We start from the raw sequence: 18822 nt of genomic DNA on the forward strand, positions 1-18822 counted from the left end.
GTCAGCCGGCCTCGGACCATGCCTTCGCCAGCATGGCCCGGGTGTCGGTGAGCACCTGCGGCAGCACCTTGGTGCGCCCGATCACCGGCATGAAGTTGGCGTCGCCGCCCCACCGGGGCACCACGTGCTGGTGCAGGTGGGCGGCGATGCCGGCGCCGGCCACGGCGCCCTGGTTCATGCCGATGTTGAACCCGTGCGGGCTGCTGGTGTACCGGACCACCCGCATCGCCCGCCGGGTGAACGCGGCCAGCTCGGCCGTCTCCGCCTCGTCCAGGTCGGTGTAGTCGGCGACGTGCCGGTACGGGCAGACCAGCAGGTGGCCGGGGTTGTACGGGTACAGGTTGAGCACCACGAACACCTGCTCGCCGCGCGCCACCACCAGGCTGTCCGCCTCGGGCCGGCCCGGTGCCAGGCAGAACGGGCAGCCGGCCGGCTTCTCGTACCCGCCCTCGGGCCGGTCCGCGCCGGAGATGTAGGCCATCCGGTGCGGTGTCCAGAGCCGTTCCAGCCCGTCCGGCTGCCCGACCTCCGCCTGCTGGTCCCCGACGTCGCCCACAGAACCGATCCTAAACGGTCCGACCGATGTCTCATCTTCGCGGCCGCACAACCGAAAACCAACACATGACCACTCGGCGCACCTCTGAGCCGCGTGCCCTGACGTCCTGGCGCGTGCTGCTGGTCGTGGTCGCCGCGGTGGTGGCGACCGTGCTGGCCGGCATCGTCGCCCTGCAGCAGGAGATCAAGTCCCGCACCCTGGACAGCGCCGTCAACGGCGTGGTGATCCTCAGCTCGCTCGTCATCGACCGCAGCCTCACGCTCAACGACATCACCGAGAATCTGCACCCGGACAACCACGCCCGGCTGGACGCGGACGTGGTGCTGCTGCAGCAGCGCGGCCAGGTCCTGGGACTGATGATGTGGTCGCTGGCGGACGGCCGGCTGGTCTACGCCGACCCGGACCACCAGGGTGTCGGCGGGCTCAGCGCGAGCCGCCGGGCCGCCGGACGGGAGAACCGGCCCACCGCCGTCCCGGCCGTCGACGAGCGCACCGCCCAGCAGGTGCTCGAGGTCAACTACCCGTACGACGCGAACGGTGACGGCCGGGTCGACGCGCTGGCCGTGGCGCTGCTGCCCCGGCAGGGCGTGGACCGCTCGATCGAACAGTCCACCCGGATGCTGTACGCCGGCGCCGCGTTCGTGTTCCTGGTGGCGCTCGGCGGTGTGCTGCAGGTACGCCGCCGGCAGATCGCCCAGGACCACGCCGCGGTGCACGACTGGCTCACCGGCCTCGGCAACCGGGAACGGCTGCGCCGGACGGGCACCCCGGCCATCGAGTCGGCCTCCGCCACCCGGCCGCTGGCCCTGCTGCTGCTGGACCTGAACGGCTTCAAGGGCATCAACGACTCGCTCGGCCACCAGGCCGGCGACCAGTTGCTGATCGAGGTGGCGAACCGGCTGCGTGAGGTGTGCGGCAAGGACGGCACGCCGATCCGGCTCGGCGGCGACGAGTTCGCCGTGCTGCTGCCGAAGGCCGGCGTGGAACCGGCCATGACGATCGGGCGGTCGATGCGGGCGGCGGTACGCCGGCCGGTGCTGATCGACGAGGTCGCGGTCGCCGTGGACGCCAGCATCGGCGTCGCGCACGCCCCCGCGGACGGCACCGACCTGAGCATCCTGCTGCACTGCGCGGACGTCGCCATGTACCGGGCGAAGAAGGCCGGCGGCGGCGTGCTCGCGTACGACCCGGCCTGGGCGAACGAGGACGCCGCCACCCCCAGCGACCTGCCCGACCTGCGCCGTGCCCTGGCCGAGGACCGGTTGGAGCTGCGCTACCGGCCGTTGCGGGACGAGGCCGGCCGGATCGACATGCTGGAGGCGGTGCCGTACTGGCGGTACTTCCGGCACGGTCTGCAGCCGGCGACGGACTTCCTGGCCGCCGCCCGCTACACCCCGATGATGCGCTCGCTGACCTCGTGGGTGCTGCACACCGCCGCGACCGACTGCGCCGTCTGGCGCGCCGCCGGCTATCCGCTCGACCTTCTGGTCCACCTGCCCGCCCCCGCGGCCGGGGACCCGGAACTGCCCGGCCTGCTCGACGAGGCCACCCGGGCGACCGGGCTGCCGGCGTCCGCGCTGCGGCCCGACTTCGGCGCCAGCCCCGGCACCGGTGCGGCGCTTCCGGCGCCCGAGGTGCCGGCCCGGCTGGCCGCCGACGACCTGACGATCCGACCCGACAACCGCGAGGTAGTGCCGCTATGAGCAGGTTCGAAGTCCGGTACGCCGGGATCCGCCGGCTGACCGCGGCCGTGGTCGGCATCGCGCTGCTGGCCGGGTCCACGGCCTGCGCCGACGACCAGGCCGCGCAGTCCGACGGCCGGCTGACGTTGACGGTCGACACGTTCGGCAACTTCGGCTACAAGGCGCTGCTGCGCGAGTACGAGGCCGCCCACCCGGAGCTGCGGGTGGTGGAGCGGGTGCTGGAGTACAACGAGCACCACGACAAGCTGAAGCAGCGGCTGGACGACGGCAGCGGCGCCGGCGACGTGGTGGGCATCGACGAGGGCTACGCGGTGCAGTTCCGGGACCGGCAGTCCGACTTCGCGAACCTGCTGGACTTCGGCGCCGGTGGCCTGGCGAAGAACTGGCTGGCGTGGAAGTGGGACGCCACGCTCAGCGCCGACCGCACGTACCAGATCGGGCTCGGCACCGACGTCGGCGGCCTGGCCATGTGCTACCGCCCGGACCTGTTCCGGGCCGCCGGCCTGCCCACCGACCGCGACGCGGTGGCGAAGATGTGGCCGACCTGGAAGGCGTACATCGACGCCGGCAAGAAGTTCAAGGCCGCCGACCTCCCGGCCCAGTGGACCGACGCGGCGAGCAACATCTACAACCAGATCCTGGCCCAGCAGCCGGCCGCGTACTTCGACCGCCAGGAAAAGCTGATCATCGACGACACCCCCGCGGTACGGCACGCCTGGGACCTGACCGTGGAGATGGTCCAGGCCGGCGAGTCGGCCAAGTACATCCCGTTCAACCCGCAGTGGCGGGCCGCGCTGCAGGGCGGCCGCTTCGCCACGCTCACCTGCCCGGCGTGGGTGCTCGGCTGGATCCAGCAGAACGCGCCCGCGGCCAGCAAGCAGTGGGACGTCGCCACGGTGCCGGGCGGCGCCGGCAACTGGGGTGGCTCCTGGCTGGCCGTGCCGGCACAGAGCAAGCACCACGCCGAGGCGTACGCCCTGGCCGCCTGGCTGACCGCGCCGAAGCAGCAGCTGCGCGTCTTCACCGACACCGGCAACCTGCCCAGTGCGCCACAGCTCTACGACGACGCGGCGGTCACCGCGTACCGCAACCCGTTCTTCCGGGACGCACCGGTCGGCCAGATCTTCGCGTCGTCCGTGCGCAGCAAGCCGGCGCAGTACCTGGGCCGGCACAACGCGGCCGTCCGCAAGGTCTTCGAGGACAAGCTGAGCCAGGTGGAGGTCGGTGCGCTGCCGGCCGGCAAGGCCTGGACGGACGCGGTCGCCGAGGCACACCGGATCGGCGGCTGACGCGGGCGCCGGGGGTGACGGGTGACCGTACCCCCGGCACCGGCCGTCAGGCCGCGGACGGCCCGGTGTTGACCCGGGACCGCACCACCTCGGCGACGTGCGCGACCGCCTCGTCGACCGGTACGCCGTTGCGCTGCGAGCCGTCCCGGTAGCGGAACGACACGGTGCCGCCGTTCACGTCCTCGTCGCCGGCGATCGCCATGAACGGGATCTTCTGCTGCTGGGCGGTGCGGATCTTCTTCTGCATCCGGTCGTCGGAGTGGTCCACCTCGGCGCGGATGCCCTGCTGCCGCAGCTTCGCCACGAACTCGCTCAGGTAGTCGGCGTGCTCGTCGCGGATCGGGATGCCGACCACCTGCACCGGCGCCAGCCAGGCCGGGAACGCGCCGGCGTAGTGCTCCACCAGCACGCCGAAGAACCGCTCGATCGAGCCGAACTTCGCCGAGTGGATCATCACCGGTTCCTGCCGGGACCCGTCCGCCGCCTGGAACTCCAGCCCGAAGCCGGCCGGCTGGTTGAAGTCGTACTGGATGGTCGACATCTGCCAGGTACGGCCGATCGCGTCCCGCGCCTGCACGCTGATCTTCGGGCCGTAGAACGCGGCGCCGCCCGGATCCAGCACCAGGTCGAGCCCGCTCTCGGTGGCCACGTCCTCGAGCACCTTGGTGGCGACCGCCCACTGCTCGTCCGTACCGATGAACTTGTCGCTCTTCGGGTCGCGGGTGGACAGTTCCAGGTAGTAGTCGTCCAGGCCGAAGTCCCGCAGCAGCGACAGCACGAAGTTCAGCAGGTGCTTGATCTCGCCGGGCGCCTGCTCCGCGGTGACGTAGGAGTGCGAGTCGTCCTGGGTCAGCCCGCGCACCCGGGTCAGGCCGTGCACCACACCGGACTTCTCGTACCGGTACACCGAGCCGAACTCGAACAGCCGCAGCGGCAGCTCCCGGTAGGACCGCCCGCGGGACCGGTAGATCAGGTTGTGCATCGGGCAGTTCATGGCCTTGAGGTAGTAGTCGCTCCCCTCCATGTGCATCGGGGGGAACATGGTGTCGGCGTAGTACGGCAGGTGCCCGGAGGTGTGGAACAGCCCCTCCTTGGCGATGTGCGGCGTACCGACGTACTGGAAGCCCTCCTCGATGTGCCGGGCCCGGACGTAGTCCTCCATCTCCCGCTTGATCGCCCCACCCTTGGGGTGGAACACCACGAGACCGGACCCGATCTCGTCCGGGAAGGAGAACAGGTCCAGCTCGGTGCCGAGCTTGCGGTGGTCGCGGCGCTCGGCCTCGGCCAGCCGGGTGAGGTACGCCTTGAGCTCGTCCCGGCTCGGCCACGCGGTGCCGTAGATCCGCTGCAGCTGCGGGTTCTTCTCGCTGCCCCGCCAATACGCGGCGGCCGAGCGCATCAGCTTGACCGCCGGGATCAGCCGGGTGCTCGGCAGATGCGGGCCACGGCACAGGTCGCCCCACACCCGCTCGCCGTTCCGGTCCAGGTTGTCGTAGTGGGTGAGCTCGCCGGCACCGACCGCCGCCGCCTCGGCGTCCACGTCGCCCTTGATGTCGACCAGTTCCAGCTTGTACGGCTCGTCCTTCAGCTCGGCCTTGGCCTCGTCCAGCGACGCGTACTCCCGGCGGCGGAACGTCTGCCCGGCCTTGACGATCTCCTGCATCCGCTTCTCCAGCTTCTGCAGGTCGTCCGGCTGGAACGGCTTCGCCACGTCGAAGTCGTAGTAGAAGCCGTCCGTGATCGGCGGCCCGATGCCGAGCTTGGCCTCCGGGAAGATGTCCTGCACGGCCTGCGCCAGCACGTGCGCCGCGGAGTGCCGCAGCACGTCCAGCCCGTCCGGCTCGGCGATCGACACCGGCGTCACCCGGGCGTCCTGCTCCGGCACCCAGTCCAGGTCGCGCAGCCGGCCGGCGGCGTCGCGCACCACCACGACCGCCTTCGGGCCGCTCGACGGCAGCCCGGCCGCGGCCACCGCGTCGGCCGCCGTCGTCCCGGCCGGGACGACGACAGGGTCGGCCACGACAGGGGTACGGGGTGCAGACACGGTGTTCTCCTTCGGCTGTGTCGGACCGGCACCTCCGGCCCGGCCACCGATGCTATCCGTCCGCTTTCCGGCCCCGTCCCCCGACGCGCCCCGACCCACCGCCGCACCCCCGCCGTGCCGTTCGGAGCACCCCCGCCGTGCCGTCAGAGCGCCCCGGTGCACTGGTGTTCCACTGGAGCGCTCCAGTGGAACACCTCGGTAAGGCCGGCTGCCACGACCCGCCTCGGTGGTACACCAGCGTGGTTCTCGGGCGCTCATAGCGACGTTGGTGTACCAGTGGAGCGCTCCAGTGGAACACCAACGCGGTAATGGACGCCCGATAACGACCGTGGTGTTCCACCGAGGCGGGGTGCGGCGGTGTCCGGACGACGGGGCGGCGGTAGCGCGTCGGAGGGCGGCGGTGGCCCCTGCCGGCACAGGATCGCCCGGATGCTTCTCCGCGGCGTGACCGGAGCCCGCACCGAAGTCCCCCCGAGGGGACGTGGATCAGTCGGTGAACCAGGCGGGCAGGGGCTCGCGGGCCGCCAGCCAGGCCGGCGGGATGCCGGCGGGGCCGGTGTACGCGGCCACCACCCCGCCGGCGATCGCGCACGTCGTGTCCACGTCACCGCCGGCCGCGACGCACGCCGTGATCGCCGCCGGGTAGTCGTCCAGGTGGTGCGCGGCCACCCACAGCGCGTACGGCACGGTGTCCTGCGCCATCGACCGCGCGCCACTGCCCAGCCGGTAGGCCGCCTCGTCCGCGCGGGTCAGTTTCGCCGCCTCGGCCAGCCCGTCGCCGACCCGCCCGGCCGGCACGTGCGCCGCGACGGCCCGCAGCATCTGCGCGGGCTCCGGTCGGTGGCCGTCGAGCCGGGCCGCCGCCGCGACGGCCGCCGCCACCGTGACCGCCACCCCGCCGGCGATGCCCTCCGGGTGCGCGTGGGTGACCTCGGCGGCGCGGGCGCCCTGCGCGGCGGCCCGGGCGATCGAGTCGGCGTGCCACGCGCCGAGCGGGGCGGCCCGCATCGCGGCGCCGTTGCCCGCGGAACCCTGTCCGTCGAACGCCTCGGCGGCGGCGATCGGCCAGGGCGTGCCCTGGCGGATCAGCCGCAGCATGACCACCGCGCCCGGCCCGTAGCCGCGGTACGGGTCGTGGTGCCGGCCGAGGAGGTCGGCGAACCGGTCCCGGTCGAACTCGCCGTCGTCGAGCGCGGCGAGAAGGCAGCAGGCCTCTTCGGTGTCGTCGGTCCACGGCCACGGCGGCGCGGGCGTCCGGCCCTGGACCAGGGCGGACGCGGTCTGCCCGGGCACGAAGAACTGCGCGCCGAGCGCGTCGCCGACGCTGAGCCCGGCCAGACTGTCCGTGGCCAGGGCCCGGCGCGTATCCGGAAAAAGTGTGAAGGTCATCTGCCCGTCCGAGCCTATCCGGTTACTGTGCGTTATCAACACATGTCTCTGCATCACGGTTTAGGACTTGCTTGCCACTGGCAGTACGGTGCTTCGCATGGCCACGGTGTTGCTCGTCGAAGACGATCACGTCGTGCGCGGTGCCATGCTCCGGTCGCTCGCCGATCGGGGGCATGCCGTGCACGCCGTCGGCACGGCACTCGACGCGCTGCGCCGGGTCGCCGCCGAGACTCCCGACCTGGTCGTGCTGGACCTGGGGCTGCCCGACCTCGACGGCTCGGACGCGCTGCGCATGCTGCGCGGCATCACCGACGTGCCGATCATCATCGCCACCGCCCGGGACGACGAGCAGACCGTGGTACGGCTGCTCCGGGCCGGCGCCGACGACTACATGGTGAAGCCGTTCACCGGCGCGCACCTGGACGCCCGGATCACCACGGTGCTGCGCCGGGTGGGCCGGGCCAGCCGCACCGCACAGCCGGCCGTGCACTCGGTCGGCGAGCTGCGGGTCGACGTGGGCGAGCGCAGCGCCAGCCTGGGCGACACCCCGCTGGCCCTGACCCGCAAGGAGTTCGACCTGCTGGCGTACCTCGCCGCCCGCCCGGGACGGGTGGTTTCGCGGCGCGAGCTGTTGGAGGAGGTATGGCGACAGCCCTCGGTCGGCGAGGACCAGACGATCGACGTGCATCTGTACTGGCTCCGTCGGAAACTGGGCGAATCCGCGGCGAAGCCTCGCTACCTGCGCACCGTGCGGGGGGTCGGATTCCGGTTGGTGGCGCCGGACTGAGAGCCCGGCTGGCCGGGGTCACCGCGGCCACCACGGCGATCGCCGCGTTCGCCTTCCTCATCCCGCTCGCCTGGGAACAGCGCAGCGACCATCGCGAACAGGCGCTGGGCGTGGCCGAGCAGCGCAGCGCCACGGTCGCCGGCGCGCTCACCGCGGGCGCCGGCAAGAAGGGTGTGGAGCAGGCCCTGAAGGCGGCCGGCGGAATCCCGGTGGTACACGCGCCGGGCGCCACGGACCGCAGCCGGGCGACGGCCGCGGACATCACCCGGGTGGCCCGCGGCACCGCGCCCGAGGTCGTCGACGTGGACGGCGGAGTGGTCCGCCTGCAGCCGGTCCGGGCCGGCGAGAAGACGTCCGTGGTGGAGGTCTTCGTACCCGATGCCCAGCTGAACCACGGCACCGCGCGGGACTGGTGGATCCTGCTGGGCATCGCGCTGGGCCTGATCATCGGCGCGGTGATCGTGGTGGACCGGCTGGCCCGCGGCGCGGTGAACTCCGCGCGCGGCCTGGTCCAGGCCGCGATGGCGGTGGGCGGCGGCGACCTCGGAGTCCGCATCCAGCCCAGCGGCCCGCGCGAGCTGGCCGAGGCCGGGTACGCGTTCAACCGGATGGCCGACCGGCTGATCACCTCGCGGACCAGTGAGCGGGAGATGGTCGCGGACCTCTCGCACCGGCTGCGGACCCCGCTGACCGTGCTGCGCCTGGACGCCGAGGCGCTGGACCCGGACGACACCCACATCGGCGAGTTCTCCGCCGCCGAGCTGGACCGCCGCCGCGGCATCCGGCGCATCCGGCAGGCGATCGCCACCCTGGAGGGCGAGGTCGACCAGCTCATCAACACCACCCGCGCCGCGGTGGCCGCGCAGGTGGCCGCGCCCGAGGACGGGGTCTGCGACGTGGCCGAGGTGGTCCGGGAACGGATGGTGTTCTGGTCCGCGCTGGCCGGCGACCAGAACCGGCAGCACCGGGTGACCGGCGCGAACCTGCGGATACCGGTCCCGGTGGCCCGCGCCGAACTGGCCGCCGCGCTGGATGCGGTGCTGGGCAACGTGTTCCGGTACACGCCGCAGGGCACCGCGTTCGAGGTGGGCATCTCCCGCCGGGACGGATGGGTGGCGGTCCGGGTGGACGACGCCGGCCCCGGCATCGGAGATCCGGAGCGCGCGATGCGCCGCGGCGAGAGCGACCAGGGCTCGACCGGGCTGGGCCTGGACATCGCCCGACGGGCCGCACAGACCGCGGGCGGTTCGGTGAGCCTGGACCGGGCCGCGATGGGCGGCGCCAGCGTGGTGATGCTGCTCGCGGACGCCGAGGCGCCGCCGAAGCAGGCCAGCCGTTTCGGCCTGGTCGGCCGGCTCGCCCGCGAACGTGACCCGGGGCGGAAGAAGTGGCATCATCACCAGGCCGACCAGGCCTGACGGCGACCGCTGACGACCCGCAACGGGCAAATTACACCGGACGGTACAACACTTGCTTAGATCTGCATTAAAGACGTTCCCCTGGCGGTCCCGGCCTGGCACGCTTCCTTCCGATCCCATCCGGCTTTCCGGTCCGGAGCCCGCAGCTCGTCCCCGACACGCGGACCGGACAAGCCACCCCGCGGTGGGAGGTGGTCACCCCATAACCCCCTCCCACCGCGCCCCTGCCCGACGAGGAGATCACTTGTCCGCGCACCGACGGCACGCGTTGCGCGCGGAGGCGCCGCCGCGGCGTCGCGCGGTCAGCTCGCGTGGGCACCGCCGGTCGGAGGCACGCCGGCGCACCTACCGGCTGCTGCCGGTGGCGCTCGGTGCCGCGCTGCTCGGGATCGGCGCGATGGCTGGGCCGAGCGTGGTCGGCAACGGCTGGAGCCCGGACGGCGGCGGGTCGGACTCGGAACGCATCTCGTTCGCCGCGCTGCCCGCCGGCACCCCGGAGCAGGGCCTGGTCTACGCGGACCTGAAGCCGGCCGGCCCCGACTCGGTGTGCGCCGGCTCGTACGAACTGGACCCGGAGACCTGCACGCACGGCCCCGACGCGCCGCCGCCCGGGCTGGGCGTGCGCCGCGACGTCGCCCCGGTCACCGAGAAGGCGCCGGAGCCGGTCACGCCGAACCGGGAGACCGTCGACGTGCCGGCCGACGCCGAGATCGTCCGGGACCAGGGCGGCAGCGCGCTCACCGCCGGCAAACCCGCCCTGGTGCCGGACGCGGCGCCGGGCGAGGCGGACTTCGTGATGGGCAACCACGACGTGGCCTGCGAGGGTGACGGGCGTACCGGCAAGCGCGTCCAGGTGCTGTACCTGCACGAGTTCGGCACGCCGAGCCGCTACACCGACTTCCTCGGCTCGATCCGGGTGTGGTCCGCCGGCGTGGACGCGATCTACGACGCCAGCGCCGCGGAGACCGGCGGGTCGCGGCACGTCCGGTTCGTCACCACCCCGCAGTGCCGGGTCGACGTGACCGAGGTGCAGGTGCCGCAGGGCGCGCTGGGATCGTTCCGGCGGAACATCGACGCGCTGCAGAAACTCGGCTACAACCGCACCGACCGCAAATACCTGCTGTTCGCGGACACCAACGTGTACTGCGGCATCGGCACGTTCGTCGGCGACAAGCGGCCCGGGCAGGGCAACCGCAACAACGGCGGGCCGGCGTACGGGCGGGTGGACGCGGGCTGCTGGAGTGCCTCGGTGGCCGCGCACCAGCTCACCCACACGCTCGGCGCCGCGCTGCAGGACTCGCCGAACTCCACCGGCGCCGGCGGCTGCACCGACGACTACGACCTGCTCTGCGGCCCGGACCGCTCGGGCACGGCGGTGCGGTCGGTGTGCCCGAAGAAGCACGAGAACCGGCTCGACTGCGGCCACGACGACTACTTCAGCACCAACCCGCGGCCGGGCAGCTACCTGGCCCGGAACTGGAACGTCGCGCAGAGCGGCTTCCTGCTGCGCAGCGATGGCGGCGACGACATCCCCGACGTCGCGGGCGCACCCGCCGCCGAGGCGACCGGTGGCCCGAGCACGGCGCCCAGCACGCCGCCGCCCGCGCCGGAGCCGGTGCCGGGCCAGACCGGCGGCACCCCGGCGCCCGGTCCGACCGGCGACGAGGAGTCCACGGACGACGACACCCCGCCCGAGGGCAACGGGACCGAGCCGCCGGGCCCGCCGACCGCGGACCCCGCCCCGCCGGCGGATCCGCCGGGCGCCGGGCCGGCCGCCGGCGGCCCGGACCGGCCGGTGATCGAGCAGGTCGTCGCGGAGCGGCGGACCGCGGCGAAGGCGAAGGCGCCGAAGCAGCAGCTGCGGGTCCAGGCGGTGCTGGAGGTACGCGATCCGAGCAGTTCCGCGGTACGCCTGACCTGGAGCGCCGCCGCCCGCGACGCCCGCTACGAGGTGTCCGTGGACGGCGTGCCGATCGCCACCACCCAGGCCACCCGGGCCCGCCTGATCGGGTTGCGCCCCGGCGCGTCGTACCGGGTGACGGTCCGCAGCGCGGCGCACAAGTACACCGCGAACGCGACCGCGCAGACCGTCCCGGCGGCCCGCCCGGCGCAGAACTCCTGGTTCGTGCTGACGAACTCGCTGACCGGCGGCGCCGCGGACCTGTACGCGGCCCGCACCGCGAACAGCACCCCGGTGGTGCTCGGCGGCGCGGACGGCGGCGCGCAGCAGCAGTGGCAGCTGGTGCCGGCCGGCGGGGGCGCGTTCTCGCTGCAGTCCCGGGCGACCGGCAAGTGCGTGGTGCCGCTGGGCGGCAACCCGGTCGCCGGAACGCCGCTGGTGCAGGGCGAGTGTTCCGCGGCGTTCGCACAACGGTGGTCGTTGCAGGCCTCGGATCACGGATTCACGTTGCGTACCACGGTCGGAGACCTGGTCGCCGGCGTCGGCGCGCAGCGGTTCGGTGCCCACCGTCTGCTCGTCCTGCAGCAGGGCGACGGTTCCCGGCACCAGAGTTGGACGGCCGTGCCCGGCTGACGGGCGATTCCACAGCCAGAGCCCGGCGGCCGGCCGGGCGAAGGAGGTAGCAAGTGAAGACCGACGTGATGGAACCACCGCAGGTCGACGAGGACGAGCCGCAGCGGTTCAGCACCCGCCGCCTGGTGCGCTGGGTGACGATCCTGTTCCTCGGCATCCTGGCCGTGCTGGCGTTGTGGCAGGAGCCGCTGCACGCGGGCTGGCGCTGAGCCGGGGCCGCGGTCAGGACGCCGCGGCGTAGGAGTCGATCTCGGCGCGGAGCGTTGCCTTCCGGTCGGCCGGCAGGAACGCCGCGTCCACCGCGGACCGGGCCAGCCCGGCCACCCCGGCGGCGTCCAGGTCGAGCAGCCGCACGGCCACCGCGTACTCCTCCTCCAGGCTGGTGCCGAACATCGGCGGGTCGTCGGAGTTGATGGTCACCGGCACCCCGGCGGCGACCAGCACCGGCAGCGGGTGCTCGTCGATGACCGGCACGGCCCGGGTCCGCACGTTCGACGTCGGGCACACCTCCAGCGGGATCCGGTGCTCGGCCAGGTACGCCATCAGCTCCGGGTCGCGTGCCGCCGAGACGCCGTGCCCGATCCGTTCGGCACCGAGTTCCCGTACCGCGTCCCAGATCGTCTCCGGTCCGGTGGTCTCCCCGGCGTGCGGGACGCTGCGCAGGCCGGCCGCCCGGGCGGCGTCGAAGTACGGCTTGAACTGCGGCCGCGGGACGCCGATCTCGGGCCCGCCGAGCCCGAAGCTGACCAGCCCGTCCGGCCGCTCGTCGAGCGCGATCCGCAGCGTCTGCTCGGCGGCCGCCAGCCCGGCCTCGCCCGGGATGTCGAAGCACCAGCTCAGCTCCACGCCGAAGTCGCGGGCGGCGGCCGACCGGGCGTCGGAGATCGCGGCGCAGAACGCCGGCGCCGGGATGCCGCGGCGCACGTGCGAGTACGGCGTGACGGTCAGCTCGGCGTACCGGACCTGCTGGCGGCCCAGCTCGCGGGCGATCTCGTAGGTGAGCATCCGGACGTCCGCGTCGTCGCGGATCAGGTCCACCACGCTCAGATAGATCTCGATGAAGTGGGCGAAGTCGCGGAACGCGAAGAAGTCGGCGAGCGCGGCCGGGTCGGCCGGTACCGCGGTGTCCCCCTCGTACCGGGCGGCCAGTTCGGCGACGATCCGGGGCGACGCCGAACCCACGTGGTGTACGTGCAGTTCGGCCTTGGGCAGGCCGGCGATGAACGCGGTCAGGTCGGTCACGCACTTCTCCTAGGACGTTCGGGCCACCACGAAGACGCGGCGGAACGGAAAGGCCACCACACCGTCGCGAGCCGGGTACGCCGCCGCCAGCCGCTCCCCCAGCGCGGCGCGGAACCGCGCGTACCCGCCCGGGTCGAGCGCCGTCCGGACCGGCCGCAGCGCGGTGCCGTCCATCCAGCTCAGCACCGGATGGTCCGGGCCGGTGTCGGGCAGCAGATGCACGTACGTAGTCTCCCAGGCGTCCACCGCGGCGCCGGACCGGACCAGCAACCCGGCGTACCCCGCCGCGTCGTCCACCGGCGCATCCCGCACCACGTCGCCGACCGTCGCCGCGAACGGCTCGCTGCGGGCCACCTCGCGCAGCGCCCGGTGCGACGGGGCGTCGAAGTTGCCGGGCACCTGCACGGCGATCCACGCGCCCGCGGGCAGCGCCGCGGCCCAGGCGGTGAGCAGCGCCCGGTGCCCCGGCACCCACTGCAGCGTGGCGTTGCTGACCAGCACGTCCACGTCCGCGGGCGGCCGCCACTCGCGCACGTCACCGAGCCGGAACTCGACCGCACCGGACCGCTCGGCCCGGGCCCGTTCGATCATCTCGGCGGACGAGTCGACCCCGGTCACCCGGGCGCCGGGCCACCGTTCGGCCAGTGTGACGGTCAGGTCGCCGGGCCCGCACCCGAGGTCGGTCACCGCCCGGGGACGGTCCGCGCCGACCCGCGCCAGGAGGTCGGCGAACGGGCGGGCCCGCTCGGACGCGAACCGGCGGTACACGACCGGATCCCACATGACGCGCCTCCAAACCGTACGTACGTCTTGCAGAAGATTAGCAGCGCAGCGGATAGGCTTCGAGTCGTGGAGACTCGGAGCTTTCGCAGAATGGGACGCGACGTCGGCGTCATCGGCCTCGGCGCCTGGCAACTCGGCGCCGACTGGGGCGAGGTCAGCGAGGAGGACGCGCACGCCACGCTGCAGGCCGCCGCGGACGCCGGGGTGACGTTCTTCGACACCGCCGACGTGTACGGCGACGGCCGCAGCGAGCGCGTCATCGCGACGTTCGTCAGGAACCGGCCGGACATCACGGTGGCCACCAAGATGGGCCGGCGGGTGGCGCAGGAGCCGTCCGCGTACACCCTGGAGAACTTCCGGTCCTGGACTGACCGCTCGCGCGCCAACCTCGGGGTGGACACGCTCGACCTGGTGCAGCTGCACTGCCCGCCCACGCCGGTGTACTCCACCGGCGCCGTCTACGACGCGCTCGACACCCTGGTGCAGGAGAAGCGGATCGCCGCGTACGGCGTCAGCGTGGAGCGGGTCGACGAGGCGCTGGCCGCGATCGCCCGGCCCGGCGTCGCGAGCGTCCAGATCATCCTCAACGCGTTCCGGCTCAAGCCGCTCGAGCAGGTCCTGCCGGCCGCCGCCGAGGCCGGTGTCGGCATCATCGCCCGGGTGCCGCTCGCCAGCGGGCTGCTCTCCGGCCGGTACGACAGGCAGACCACGTTCGCCGCCGACGACCACCGCAACTACAACCGGCACGGCGAGGCGTTCGACGTCGGCGAGACGTTCTCCGGCGTCGACTTCGAGACCGGCCTGGAGGCGGTGCGCCGGCTCCGTCCGCTGGTCCCCGAGGGCGCCACCATGGCCCAGTTCGCGCTGCGCTGGATCCTCGACCAGCCCGGCGTCACCGTGGTCATCCCCGGCGCGCGCAACCCCGACCAGGCCCGTGCCAACGCCGCGGCCGCCGACCTGGCGCCGCTGTCCGCCGAAACCCTGGACGAGGTACGCGCGGTCTACCACGAGCTGATCCGCCCCCAGGTCCATGACCGCTGGTGAGGGCGTGCCGCTGACCGGCTGGGCGCTGATGTCGTCCGGTGTGTTCGCCGTGGTGGTGGGCAGCCTGTGGACGCTGCAGGGCCTCGACGTGCTCGGTGGCAGCGCGATGAGCGGCGTGACCGTGTGGGCGGCGATCGGGCCGGTGGTGGCGCTGGCCGGCCTGGTCCTGATCGTCCTGGGCGTACGCCGTCGCAACCGCGCCAAAACGCCCTAGCGATCACCTGCGACGAAGCAGCCCCGCACCCCAGGCCTAGGGTGCGGGGCTGATCAGTACGAACCGACCTCCGCCAGGCGGTCGGCTGCCGGCGTCGCCACCGGCGTGTGGTCTCAGAGCGGGCGAACCTGCTCCGCCTGCGGGCCCTTCTGGCCCTGGGCGATCTCGAACTCGACCCGCTGGTTCTCTTCCAGACTGCGGTAGCCGCTGGTCTGGATGGCCGAGAAGTGGACGAACACGTCAGCACCCCCGCCGTCGACGGTGATGAAGCCGAAGCCCTTGTCTGCGTTGAACCACTTCACGGTTCCTTGCGCCATGCTGAACACTCCTTCTGAAAATGCCGGCCCGGTGATGCAGGGCCGATGACCGTTTTCGAGCAGTGGCGCCTTGACGCAGCTAACCATCTACGCAAAAACTGGCCACACTGTACCTGAAAAACGGCTCCCGAAGCTGCCCGATGAGCGAATCGGGTGGATACGGAAAGGCCCTCCACACCGCTGTTGCGATGCGAAGGGCCTTGACCCGCGTCGATGCATTACATGTTGATCAGTCCGGCCACTCGCCGGTGAGCTTGCGTACGCCCACCGAGCTGCCCCGGTGCACGGCGGCCTTGACCACCGCGAAGATGGCGCCCTGGAGGGCCGCGGCGGCGATGATCTCGCCCCAGCCACGGTCCTCGTCTCCGGCGTCCGGTGCGTCGTCGTCGCCCGAGGCGAGCTTCCACACCTGCTTGAACACCAGACCGGCCAGGGTGCCGGCGCCGATGCCCAGCGCCAGGTTGATCGGCTTGAAGGCGACCTTGGAGAATTTCGAGCTCACCGGCGCCGTCCCCGGACGATCAGGATCACTCCGACCACGGCGGCCACCCCGGCGAGGACGACGGTCAGCGGCACCGGGTTGCGGCGTACCTGGTGGCCGGCCTCCTGCGCCTTGTCCAGGGCGCCGGACTCCTTCACCTTGTCGGTGGCCTGCACCGCCGTGCCGCGTGCCTGGGACGCGGCCGTGCGCACCTTGTCGGAGGCGACCAGCGCCGCGTCGCGTGCCTTCTGACCCGCCTCCGAGGCCTGCGTCTTGACCTTCTGCTTGGTGTTCTCGACCTGCTCCTTGGCGCGCGCCTTCACGTCCGCCTTGGCGGCCAGTGCCTGCACCGTCTCGCCCAGTTCGGCGCGGGTCTGCTCGATCTCGGTACGCAGTGCCTCGACGTCCGGCTTGCCGGACGTGGACCCGTTCTTGTTGCTCATGCCCGGCTCCTGTCCCGCACCGCGTGCTTGACCTCGTCGACGTCCGCCTTGACGCTGCGGACCGCGGCCTCCGGTTGCGGAGGAACCGCCTGCGTCACCTGCTTCTTACCCAGTAGCGCCAGGACGCCGGCCACGGCGAACAGCACCACCGTAACGATCAGTGCCGCCGCCCAGAGCGGCATCATCAGGTCGAGCACGATGATCAGTGTCGCGATGAGGGCGCCCAGGCCGTAGAGCGCGAGTACGCCGCCACCGCCGAACAATCCCACACCTTTGCCGGCGTGCTTGCCCTTTTCTGTCAGTTCCGCCTTGGCCAGCGCGATCTCGTCGCGGACCAGCGTGGTGATCTGTTCGCTCGCGCGCTGTACCAGCTCGGCGACCGTCTGGTCGGTGACCGGGCGGGGCGGGCCACCGTTCAGGACATCGGCCATGGTGTCCTCCTTTCCGTGTGACCGATGTATGCCCTGCGCAGCCCGTTATCAATCCTCCATCGGAACAATCGGACACTCAGCGTTGCGGGGCGGGCACCTGCTCGTCCGGGCCGTGGAACGCGGCACCCCGGGAGTCGCCGTCACCGCGGCCCGCGAACACCTGCGCGTCGCCCTTCTGGGCGTCCGGTCCGGCGCCGGCCGGGGCCGCCGCGGGTGCCGGGACGTCCGGGCGGGGCGGGTCGGTGTCGGCACGGAGCCGGGGCAGTGCGCCGCGCCGGTTCTCCCACACCCATCCGACCAGCCGCTCGCGGACCAGGCAGCGCAGGTCCCACAGCTTCCCGGCGTCGTCCGCGCTGACCAGCGCGCGCAGCCGGACCGTGCCGCCGATCGCCTCGGTGACCTGCAGGACGCACACCCGGCCGTTCCACAGCTCGGTCCCCTCGCACACCCGGCGCAGTTCGGCGCGCAGGTCGTCGACCGGCACCGACCAGTCCACGTCGATCTCCGCGGTGCCCAGCACCGCCGACCCGGTGCGGGTCCAGTGCTGGAAGGGCTTGGTGGTGAAGTACGAGGTGGGCAGGATCAGCCGCCGGTCGTCCCAGATCTGCACGGCCACGTAGGTGAGGGTGAGCTCCTCGATGCGGCCCCACTCGTTCTCCACGACCACCACGTCGTCCACCCGCAGCGAGTCGCTGAACGCGAGTTGCAGGCCGGCGAACAGGTTGCCCAGCGTGCTCTGCGCGGCCAGCGCGGCCACCACGCTCAGGATGCCGGCCGACGCGAGCACGCTGGCACCGAGCGCGCGTACGCCCGGGAAGGTCATCAGCATCACGCCGATGGTGAGCACCACGACGGCCGCGACGGTGACCCGGCGCAGCATGACCACCTGGGTCTTGAGCCGGCGGGCCTTGAGGTTGTCCGGGACGTCGGTGCGGTACCGCGCGAGCGCGACGTCCTCGAACACCAGGGCCAGCGCGGCGACCAGCCAGGCCACCGCGGCGATCACGGCCAGCACCAGGAAGTGCAGCACCGCGGCGCGGCCGGCGAAGTCGCCGGCGCCGGTACGCACCACCTGCTGGACGGCGTACATCACCACGGCGACCCGGAACGGCCGGTGCGCGGTGCGGGCCAGGTCGGCCAGCAGTTCCGAGCGCCGGCCGAGCCGGGTGAGCACCAGGTGCACCGCCTCGACCAGCACGATGGCGGCACCGGCCGCGATGACGACGGCGAGCAGAGCGGTCAGGACGCCGTTCACGTTTCGTTCTCCTCCACAGGGGTCTCCCACAGCTTGCCGTAGCCGGCCGCGGGTCCCACCCTGCGGGTGCTCAGACCTTGCGGTAGCGGGCCTGGAAGAAGCAGTAGACGCCGTACGCCGCGATGCCCAGTGCCACCAGGGCCAGCAGCCACTTGCCGTAGCTCTGCTCGGCCAGGGTGCGGAGGGCGGCGTCGAGGCCGCGGGCCTTCTCCGGGTCGTACGTGACGGCCGCGGCGACGATCAGGCCGCCGGCGATGGCGTACGCGGTGCCCTTGGCGGCGTACCCGGCGACGCCCAGGCGGCGGATCGTCTGGCGCAGGTGACCCATCTGCGCGGTGTTGAGGTGCTTCTCGAACTTCTTGGTGACCCCGTAGACGACCAGGCCCACGCCGATGCCGAGCACGACGAGGCCGATCAGGGCGACCAGGAACCGTCCGCCGCTGGCGTCCATCAGCTTGCTGGTGGCCTTCTGCTGGCTGTCCGCCTGCGACGAGGAGACGCCCTTGACCACCTTGTAGCCGAGGTAGGCGAAGTAGGCGTACAGGACCGCCCGGCACCCGGAGACCACCCGCTCGGCGGTGCCGGTGCGGCCGGTCTGGCCACTCTCGCCGACGGCGGCCTCGAATGCCTGCCAGATCGCCATCGCCACCAGGCCGACGATGATCAGAATGACCAGCGTCTTGCCGAACGACTGCTCGGCGAGCTTCTGCAGCGCGCCGGACTGGTCGCTCTCCTTGCCCGACCCGGTGAACGCGATCTGCAGCGCGAGCCAGGCGAACAACAGGTGGATGATGCCGTATCCGATGAATCCGCCGCGGGCGAGGTATTCCAGCGGCTTGCTCTGCGCGGCGCGCGACGCCGTGTTCCGTGCTTGCTGGGTGGCTGACATGCCG

At 72.5% G+C, this 18822-nt stretch carries 18 protein-coding genes and 1 pseudogene; 8 read left to right on the forward strand and 11 right to left on the reverse strand.

The genetic code is table 11. From position 1 onward, the window contains the following. Window position 1: 1 nt before the first annotated feature. Window positions 2-481 (reverse strand): HIT family protein, encoded by a 480-nt coding sequence (locus LDL48_RS17905; RefSeq protein WP_225256445.1) that lies wholly within the window; start codon window positions 479-481, stop codon window positions 2-4. A gap of 140 nt (window positions 482-621) precedes the next feature. Between LDL48_RS17905 and LDL48_RS17910 the strand changes: the two genes are divergently transcribed. Both LDL48_RS17910 and LDL48_RS17915 read left to right on the forward strand, forming a co-directional pair. Further along, on the forward strand, window positions 622-2259 hold the full coding sequence (locus tag LDL48_RS17910; RefSeq protein ID WP_225256287.1) for a diguanylate cyclase domain-containing protein: 1638 nt from the start codon (window positions 622-624) through the stop codon (window positions 2257-2259). Further along, window positions 2256-3548: an ABC transporter substrate-binding protein gene (locus LDL48_RS17915; protein WP_225256288.1), complete on the forward strand. Its 1293-nt coding sequence runs from the start codon at window positions 2256-2258 to the stop codon at window positions 3546-3548. Before LDL48_RS17910 ends, LDL48_RS17915 begins: the two co-directional genes overlap by 4 nt. A gap of 46 nt (window positions 3549-3594) precedes the next feature. On the opposite strand, the gene thrS is transcribed toward LDL48_RS17915, so the two are convergent. Both thrS and LDL48_RS17925 read right to left on the reverse strand, forming a co-directional pair. Beyond that, window positions 3595-5592 carry a threonine--tRNA ligase gene (thrS, locus tag LDL48_RS17920; protein WP_225256289.1) on the reverse strand — a complete coding sequence of 666 codons (1998 nt, stop codon included), beginning with the start codon at window positions 5590-5592 and terminating at the stop codon, window positions 3595-3597. Between the two features lie 486 nt (window positions 5593-6078). Further along, the gene (locus LDL48_RS17925) at window positions 6079-6981 is read right to left on the reverse strand and encodes an ADP-ribosylglycohydrolase family protein (protein WP_225256290.1); all 903 of its coding nucleotides are present in this window, start codon (window positions 6979-6981) and stop codon (window positions 6079-6081) included. Window positions 6982-7078: 97 nt separating this feature from the next. Here LDL48_RS17925 and LDL48_RS17930 point away from each other — a divergent pair, with 97 nt between their 5' ends. The 4 genes from LDL48_RS17930 to LDL48_RS17945 all read left to right on the forward strand — a co-directional run bounded on the left by LDL48_RS17930 (window position 7079) and on the right by LDL48_RS17945 (window position 11928). Next, window positions 7079-7768 carry a response regulator transcription factor gene (locus tag LDL48_RS17930; RefSeq protein WP_225256291.1) on the forward strand — a complete coding sequence of 230 codons (690 nt, stop codon included), beginning with the start codon at window positions 7079-7081 and terminating at the stop codon, window positions 7766-7768. Between the two features lie 8 nt (window positions 7769-7776). Next, on the forward strand, window positions 7777-9186 hold the full coding sequence (locus LDL48_RS17935) for a HAMP domain-containing sensor histidine kinase (protein ID WP_372472144.1): 1410 nt from the start codon (window positions 7777-7779) through the stop codon (window positions 9184-9186). Window positions 9187-9430: 244 nt separating this feature from the next. Beyond that, window positions 9431-11719 carry an RICIN domain-containing protein gene (locus tag LDL48_RS17940; RefSeq protein WP_225256292.1) on the forward strand — a complete coding sequence of 763 codons (2289 nt, stop codon included), beginning with the start codon at window positions 9431-9433 and terminating at the stop codon, window positions 11717-11719. 53 nt (window positions 11720-11772) lie between these two features. Then, window positions 11773-11928, forward strand: coding sequence for a hypothetical protein (locus LDL48_RS17945; protein ID WP_225256293.1), 156 nt, complete (start codon window positions 11773-11775; stop codon window positions 11926-11928). A 13-nt stretch (window positions 11929-11941) separates the two neighbouring features. Here LDL48_RS17945 and LDL48_RS17950 read toward each other — a convergent pair whose 3' ends face one another. Then, window positions 11942-12961: an adenosine deaminase gene (locus LDL48_RS17950; protein ID WP_225256294.1), complete on the reverse strand. Its 1020-nt coding sequence runs from the start codon at window positions 12959-12961 to the stop codon at window positions 11942-11944. A gap of 9 nt (window positions 12962-12970) precedes the next feature. Beyond that, window positions 12971-13744 (reverse strand): trans-aconitate 2-methyltransferase, encoded by a 774-nt coding sequence (locus LDL48_RS17955; RefSeq protein WP_225256295.1) that lies wholly within the window; start codon window positions 13742-13744, stop codon window positions 12971-12973. A 66-nt stretch (window positions 13745-13810) separates the two neighbouring features. Here LDL48_RS17955 and LDL48_RS17960 point away from each other — a divergent pair, with 66 nt between their 5' ends. Then, window positions 13811-14788, forward strand: coding sequence for an aldo/keto reductase (locus LDL48_RS17960; protein WP_225256296.1), 978 nt, complete (start codon window positions 13811-13813; stop codon window positions 14786-14788). Continuing rightward, entirely contained in the window at window positions 14775-15002 is a 228-nt protein-coding gene (locus tag LDL48_RS17965) for a hypothetical protein (protein WP_225256297.1), read from the forward strand. Before LDL48_RS17960 ends, LDL48_RS17965 begins: the two co-directional genes overlap by 14 nt. Window positions 15003-15115: 113 nt before the next feature. Here the strand turns inward: LDL48_RS17965 and LDL48_RS17970 are convergent, their stop codons facing one another. The 6 genes and pseudogenes from LDL48_RS17970 to LDL48_RS17995 form a co-directional block, all read right to left on the reverse strand. After that, window positions 15116-15319 carry a cold-shock protein gene (locus tag LDL48_RS17970; protein ID WP_007458127.1) on the reverse strand — a complete coding sequence of 68 codons (204 nt, stop codon included), beginning with the start codon at window positions 15317-15319 and terminating at the stop codon, window positions 15116-15118. Between the two features lie 229 nt (window positions 15320-15548). Beyond that, the gene (locus LDL48_RS17975) at window positions 15549-15821 is read right to left on the reverse strand and encodes a DUF4235 domain-containing protein (protein WP_225256298.1); all 273 of its coding nucleotides are present in this window, start codon (window positions 15819-15821) and stop codon (window positions 15549-15551) included. Between the two features lie 289 nt (window positions 15822-16110). Further along, window positions 16111-16243, reverse strand: a pseudogene (locus tag LDL48_RS45395) (DUF3618 domain-containing protein); the annotation flags it as partial. Next, a complete protein-coding gene (locus LDL48_RS17985) occupies window positions 16240-16674 on the reverse strand; it encodes a phage holin family protein (protein ID WP_225256300.1) in 435 nt (144 codons plus the stop codon). The pseudogene LDL48_RS45395 and the gene LDL48_RS17985, both read right to left, overlap by 4 nt. Window positions 16675-16750: 76 nt before the next feature. Next, window positions 16751-17929 (reverse strand): mechanosensitive ion channel family protein, encoded by a 1179-nt coding sequence (locus LDL48_RS17990; protein WP_225256301.1) that lies wholly within the window; start codon window positions 17927-17929, stop codon window positions 16751-16753. Between the two features lie 70 nt (window positions 17930-17999). Next, window positions 18000-18818: a DUF1206 domain-containing protein gene (locus LDL48_RS17995; RefSeq protein WP_225256302.1), complete on the reverse strand. Its 819-nt coding sequence runs from the start codon at window positions 18816-18818 to the stop codon at window positions 18000-18002. Between the last annotated feature and the right edge of the window lie 4 nt (window positions 18819-18822).

The organism is Jidongwangia harbinensis, assembly GCF_020216025.1.
GTDB classification, from domain to species: Bacteria; Actinomycetota; Actinomycetes; order Mycobacteriales; family Micromonosporaceae; genus Actinoplanes; species Actinoplanes harbinensis.